This window comes from Clostridium sp. (assembly GCF_040797585.1).
In the GTDB taxonomy this organism is placed as follows: Bacteria; Bacillota; Clostridia; order Clostridiales; family Clostridiaceae; genus Clostridium_Z.
This window is the reverse complement of record NZ_JBFNEO010000167.1, coordinates 1-6,471: the sequence shown is the minus strand read 5'-3', so window position 1 is coordinate 6,471 and position 6,471 is coordinate 1. Positions and strand designations below refer to the sequence as shown.

At 29.0% G+C, this 6,471-nt stretch carries 7 protein-coding genes; 6 read left to right on the top strand and 1 reads right to left on the bottom strand.

Annotated features, from left to right (window positions below):
• Positions 1–206: 206 nt before the first annotated feature.
• Positions 207–611, bottom strand: coding sequence for a hypothetical protein (locus tag AB2369_RS10340; protein ID WP_367666402.1), 405 nt, complete (start codon positions 609–611; stop codon positions 207–209).
• Positions 612–818: 207 nt separating this feature from the next.
• Here AB2369_RS10340 and deoC point away from each other — a divergent pair, with 207 nt between their 5' ends.
• The 6 genes from deoC (at position 819) to AB2369_RS10310 (ending at position 6,281) form a co-directional block, all read left to right on the top strand.
• Positions 819–1,493 carry a deoxyribose-phosphate aldolase gene (deoC, locus tag AB2369_RS10335; RefSeq protein ID WP_367666401.1) on the top strand — a complete coding sequence of 225 codons (675 nt, stop codon included), beginning with the start codon at positions 819–821 and terminating at the stop codon, positions 1,491–1,493.
• Positions 1,494–1,810: 317 nt separating this feature from the next.
• Complete coding sequence (locus tag AB2369_RS10330; RefSeq protein ID WP_367666400.1) at positions 1,811–4,117, top strand: AAA family ATPase; 2,307 nt, start codon at positions 1,811–1,813, stop codon at positions 4,115–4,117.
• A 340-nt stretch (positions 4,118–4,457) separates the two neighbouring features.
• Entirely contained in the window at positions 4,458–4,793 is a 336-nt protein-coding gene (gene spoIIAA / locus AB2369_RS10325) for an anti-sigma F factor antagonist (protein WP_367666399.1), read from the top strand.
• Between the two features lie 13 nt (positions 4,794–4,806).
• Positions 4,807–5,238 (top strand): anti-sigma F factor, encoded by a 432-nt coding sequence (gene spoIIAB, locus AB2369_RS10320; RefSeq protein WP_367666398.1) that lies wholly within the window; start codon positions 4,807–4,809, stop codon positions 5,236–5,238.
• Between the two features lie 9 nt (positions 5,239–5,247).
• Complete coding sequence (sigF, locus tag AB2369_RS10315) at positions 5,248–6,003, top strand: RNA polymerase sporulation sigma factor SigF (protein WP_367666397.1); 756 nt, start codon at positions 5,248–5,250, stop codon at positions 6,001–6,003.
• 95 nt (positions 6,004–6,098) lie between these two features.
• Positions 6,099–6,281, top strand: a complete 183-nt coding sequence (locus AB2369_RS10310) for a hypothetical protein (protein ID WP_367666396.1) — start codon at positions 6,099–6,101, stop codon at positions 6,279–6,281.
• Positions 6,282–6,471: the final 190 nt, after the last annotated feature.

Genomic DNA, 6,471 nt, shown 5'->3' with positions numbered 1-6,471 from the left:
ATATAGGGTTTTTAGCTTGAATCTTAACTTATACATGCACTTAAACCCTTTAAAACCTTGAATTTTAATTAGTGCATAAGATAAGTTTTGAATCAAAAACCCTATAATACTATAGCATGGAAGGAAAGTTTTATGTAAAAAGTAGTTTTATTAGGAGAGAAATATAAAGAAAAAGCTTTTAGAGCCATATGCTCTAAAAGCTTTTTTTACATTCTTTGTATTTTTCTAACCTGCTTTATTTGACCTTGCTCCATAGGAATCAAGTCCTTTTTAGTAGTAAGGTTTCTTATATTCATTATCTCTATAACTTCTCTATTTTCCTTACCCTTCTTACCCTTTAATCCTTGGATAAGAACAGAATGTCCTTGAGAAACTGTTATAAACTCTGGTTTTTTAAACCATTTCTTTTTGTTAAACACACATCTTGTAATATTTTTGCTTCCTACAGGTCTAACTATTATAGTTGCAGCTATCTTATGGAATATCCAAAGTATAGTTTTTTCTTCTACCTTTACAGATATTACATTGCCTTGGACCTGTGCAAGTCTATCTCCATACTTTTTCAAGTAAGATTGCGTATAATGCTTAGATATTTTTTCTTTCCATCCCATAATCAATGACTCCTTTGCGATATATTAAACTAAAAGTAAAATATGTTTACTATATTATAATTCCCGATAAATTGTATTATAACATAGTATATTTTTTTATAAAATAGCAAAAAAGAAATTTATCTTAAATTTTGTTGTATAATATATATTCATAAGATAAAATAGAGGTGTTATAAATTTATTGTTAAAAATATAGGAGGATTTTTCATGGATAAAATGTCAATAGCAAAAATTATAGATCATACTTTATTAAAAGCAGAATCTACTAAGATAATGATAGAAAACCTTTGCAAAGAGGCGATAGAATACAATTTTGCATCAGTATGTGTTAATCCATGTTATGTTTCGTTAGCATCAGAACTTCTAAAAAATAGTGAAGTAAAGGTTTGTACAGTTATAGGATTCCCTTTAGGAGCGAGCACAAAAGAAGTGAAGGCTTTTGAGGTGGAGGATGCTATAAAAAAAGGTGCAGATGAAGTTGACATGGTTATAAATATAGGAGCTTTAAAAGATAAGGACTATGATTATGTAAGGGAAGACATTAAAGCAGTTGTAGAGGCTGCAAGTGGAAAAGCTTTAACTAAGGTTATAATAGAAGCATGTCTTTTAAATGATGAAGAGAAGGTAATGGCATGTAAACTTTCTAAAGAAGCGGGAGCAGATTTCGTTAAGACTTCTACAGGATTTAGCACTGGAGGAGCAACACCTTATGATGTAAAGCTTATGAGAGAAACCGTTGGAGAAAATATGGGTATAAAGGCATCTGGTGGAGTAAGAAGTACTGAGGACGCTATAAATGTTATAAAGGCAGGAGCAAGTAGAGTAGGGGCATCTGCATCTATTGCTATATGTGAAGGTACAGAGAGTAATTCAACATATTAAAAACTGTAGATTTTAAGGAATGTATTAAATAGTTTAAATTAAAAAGTCCATAGGAATCTTTAATAAAGGGTTCAATAATAATGTATCACAGATAAAAAACACTAAGGGTAGTATTCATTTTAAGAATATCCTTAGTGTTTTTGTTTTTCCTATTTAACTAGCAAAGAAGGCTGATTTACTAAAATTTAATATATAAAATCCTAGTTTATTTAAAAAAGTGTTACTAAATTATGGTAAGAAGAATATTATTATAATAGTAATCTTTTGAAGGGAGGACTTCTCTTTGAGGCTTTAGCATCTTAGAGAAATTATTTAATATGATGAGAGTTTTAAAACAAGAGGATGTTATATATGATTTTCAGCTAAAGGATTTAGATTTAAATAAAAGAGGAGATATAATTTGTGAATATAAGGATATTTATAATAAAATTTCTGACTTATTAGCCATAAATAGTGATAATTTTAATATATATTTAATTGATGATTATTCAATGGACAAAATTCTTCATTTGAAAAGTTATATAGAAAACATATATAAGAAAAAGGAAAGTCCGAGAGATATATGTTATGTAATCTATGAAAATGATAGGAGTCCGAAAGTACTGTATTTAAATAATGGTATGGGTAAGAAGCTTAAGAAAGCTTTAGAAAAGCTTCAAAATAACTTAAATGAAGCAGTTTATAAATTTTATAACAGTACAGCCTTTAAAGAAAAAGAAAATATCTTAGACGATCTTCATAAAAAAAGAGCAGAGATAGTGGAAGATCTTATGGAAAAGGCTAAGAAAGATGGGTTTGATATTAAAGCCACTACCCATGGTTTTGCATTTTTACCTTTAAAGAATGAAGGAGAAAGCATGACTACTAAGGAATATGATGACTTAGATTTATTAATTAGGGAAGATATTCTAAGTAAGGTTGGAAAACTAAAACTTATGGCGGAGAATGTTCTTGAGGATTTGAAAAAATTAGAGGCTAGTTCTATAGATATGATAAAAACAATTCTTAATGAATATTTAGAAGATATTATTGAAGAGGAGAAAATTAGTTTTCATAAGTTTTTAGAGGATGATTTAGAAAGTATTAAATATCTAGAGTATGTAACTAATTCATTAAAAGATGCTTTAATAGAGATTTTCACAGGTATATATGAAGATGACGAAGAGAAAATAACCAGTGCTATATTTAAATATAATATAAATGTTCTTGTAGATAATACTGATAATTCACATCCTGTGGTTCATTTTGAAGAGAACCCTAGTGTAGATAATTTAATTGGAGAAATAGAGTATGAAAATCAAAATGGAACCTATATAACGGATGTTACTATGATAAATGCAGGATCTCTTTTAAAGTGTAATGAAGGGGTTCTAATTGTTAGACTTATAGATTTAATAAACGGAATTGGAGCTTATAATCACCTAAAGAAGTCATTATTAAGGGGAAAGGTAAATTTTAATTATCATAGAGGATATTTAGATCTTTTATCTATAAGTGGGCTTAAAACGGAAGATATAGATATAAAGGTTAAGGTAATAATAGTTGGAGATGTAGAAAGCTATGATATACTTTATGGCTATGACGAAGATTTTAAAAGGGCATTCGCTCTTAAGGCAGAAAGTAATCCTTTAATACCTATAAATGATGAAGGAAAAATAGAGTTTATAGAAAGAATAAATAGGATAGTAGATAATTATAATCTATTTGACTTGACCTCAAAGGCAGTAATAGAAATGGCTAAAATTTCTTCAAGAAAGGCAGAGCATAGAAGTAAGCTTTTTATTGAAGAAAGAGATATAAGTAGAATTTTAAATTTAGCACAAGTAAAGGCAATAAAAGATAACAGAGCCTTTATAGATGATATCCATATTAAAGAAATAGTTTATGAAAAGGATGTTATAGAAAAGGAAACTTTAAAAATATATGAAGAAGGGAGTATACTTTTAAAAGTTACAGGAGAGAGGGTAGGAGCCATAAATGGGCTATCAGTTGTAGGAACTGAATATTATTCCTTTGGAAGGCCTATGAGGATTACTTGTGTTTGCTATAAGGGAAGTGGACATATAATAGATGTTCAAAGGGAGAGTAAATTAAGTGGAAGCATTCATGAGAAATCCTTAAATATTTTAAGGGCATATTTAAATGAGATAACCAATCCTTATAAGGAGCTTCCTGTGGACTTTCATTTAAGCTTTGAACAAGTATATGGAAAAATAGATGGAGATAGCGCCTCAGTTGCAGAAACTATATGTATGTTATCAGCTTTAAGTAAGATTCCAATAAAACAAAATATAGCAGTTACTGGCTCTATAAATCAGTTTGGAGAAGTACAGCCTATAGGAGGAGTCAATGAAAAAATAGAAGGATTTTTTAATATATGTAAGCTTATTGATAAAGTAGAAGGGAAGGGAGTATTAATTCCAGAGAGTAACTTAAATAATTTAGTACTAAACCATGAGGTTGAAGATGCTATAAAAGATGGAAGCTTTACCATATATACTATGAACTCAATTAAGGATGCTATAGAAGTATTAATGGGTAGTGATGAAAACTCTGTGGATAATATATTTAAGGAAATTAATGAAGAGTTAAATAAGTATCACACCAAGGAAGATAAGAAATAAATAAAATTATAGATAGCCTCTTAAGTAGATAATTAAGTTTTTACTATATATCTATTTAAGAGGTTTTATAATATGTTTTTATATTTTAAATCATATATGTATAGATTTATTTAATCATATATGGGACTGAGCCTCAAGGTTTACATATTATTCAAATATTGAATTGAAAGATAGTATGTTTTTATATGGTATTATTTAGTTTATAACAAGAAAAAATAAAAGATTTAAAAAAAATATCTTGGAAAAAGAAGGAAATGAATATCTTATGTAGAATAGAGATATATGTAAATTTATGTAAGGGAGGTGGACTACTCTTAATACTGGTTAAGGGTGGATATATATGTATATAAAATTTGACAAAATTAAAGATAAGCTTGTGGTTACACTTTTAGGAGAACTTGACCACCATAGTTCTGAAGAAGTAAGAAATAAGATAGATAATAATTTAGATAATGAAGATATTAAAAAACTTATATTAAACTTCTCAGGAGTTACCTTTATGGATAGCTCTGGTATAGGCGTGGTTATAGGAAGATATAAAAAGCTTCACCCTAAGAATGGAGTGGTATGTGTTGCAGAGGTTAACAATAGGGTGAAAAAGGTATTTGAACTATCAGGTATGTATAAAATAATTGCTGGCTTTGAAACTGTAGATGAAGCTTTAAATAGTATTTAATGGAGGGATAAAAATGATTAATAACAGCATGAAAATAGAGTTTTTAAGTAAGTCAGAAAATACAGCCTTTGCAAGAGTTGCTGTAGCTGCCTTTGTATCACAACTTGACCCAACTATTGAAGAATTATCAGATTTAAAAACCGCTGTTTCTGAGGCTGTAACCAATGCTATAATTCATGGATATGAAAATAGACAGGATGCATTAGTAAGAATAGAGGCTCTAATTGAAGATAAAGAGGTTACTGTAATTGTTGAAGATGAAGGTATGGGTATAAAGAACATAAAGGAAGCTATGGAGCCTTTATATACATCAAGACCAGACCTTGAAAGATCTGGTATGGGATTTACTGTTATGGAAAGCTTTATGGATAATTTAAAGGTTAGTAGTGAAGAGGGAAAGGGAACTAAGGTTATAATGAAGAAAAATTTTTATAGCTTGAGTTAGGTGAAGGTTATGGATGACGCAATCTTAAAAAAAGAATCCTATAACTATGATGATAATGAGAAGCTCCTAGTTCTTGCTAAAAAAGGGGATAAGGATGCTCTTGATATATTAATAGAAATGAATCTTCCCTTAGTTTCTTCCATAAGCAAAAAGTTTTCAAATAGAGGTTATGATTATGAGGATATATATCAGATAGGCTCTATGGGACTTGTAAAGGCAATAAACAATTTTGATAATTCTTATAAGGTGAAATTTTCGACTTATGCAGTACCAATGATAATAGGAGAGATAAAAAGATTTTTAAGAGATGATGGAATGATAAAGGTAAGTAGAGGTATTAAAAATACTGCAAGAAAACTTCATTATGATAGAGAACATTTAACAAAAGAGTTAGATAGGGAACCAACTATAGAAGAACTTTCAGAGTATTCAGGAATAGATAAAGAAGAGATTGTGTTTGCCCTTGAATCTATAAATAACATAAATTATTTATATGATACTATACACCAAGATGAAGGTGCACCAGTTATGCTTATAGATAAGCTTAGTGAAAAGGCTAATGAAGAAACCTCAGTTGTAGATAGAATAGCTTTAAAAGAAGCCTTAAGAGATTTGGAGCCTAGATCCAGACAAGTTATAATGCTTAGATATTTTAAGGATAAAACCCAAGTTCAAGTGGCTAAGATTTTAGGCATAAGTCAAGTTCAGGTATCTAGAATTGAAAAAAAGGTATTAATGAAAATGAAAGAGATGCTTGAAGAATAGGGCATTTAATTAAGTGCTCTATTTTTATTTTGAAAAAAAGTGGTTATAATAAAATAAGTTGACAATATGAATCAATGAAAGTAGGAGGGACATCTGTGGAAGTAAAGATCTATTTAAAAGGGCAAAATGATCCTATTGTATACAAAGGAGATAGGATTGATGTTTTAGACTTTAATATGAATGGAGTAGATTATAAGCAAATAAGAACCTTTAAAAAAGGATTTTCAAAAAGTGAGCTTATAGAAACTAAGTCCATCACTAGAGTTCATGAACTGTAATAAATTTATAAGGCTAATTAAGAATTTTAAAATTCTTAATTAGCCTTATTTTATTGCTTCAAAAATATTTTCCTAAAAGTACCAAGATAGTTCTGGATTAATAATTCACTAGTTCTTGTATATTAAAAAGAAACCTTGGAAAAATAAACTTATAGGTAAGGAGGGTAAATTTTATGAAAGATTCAAAAAA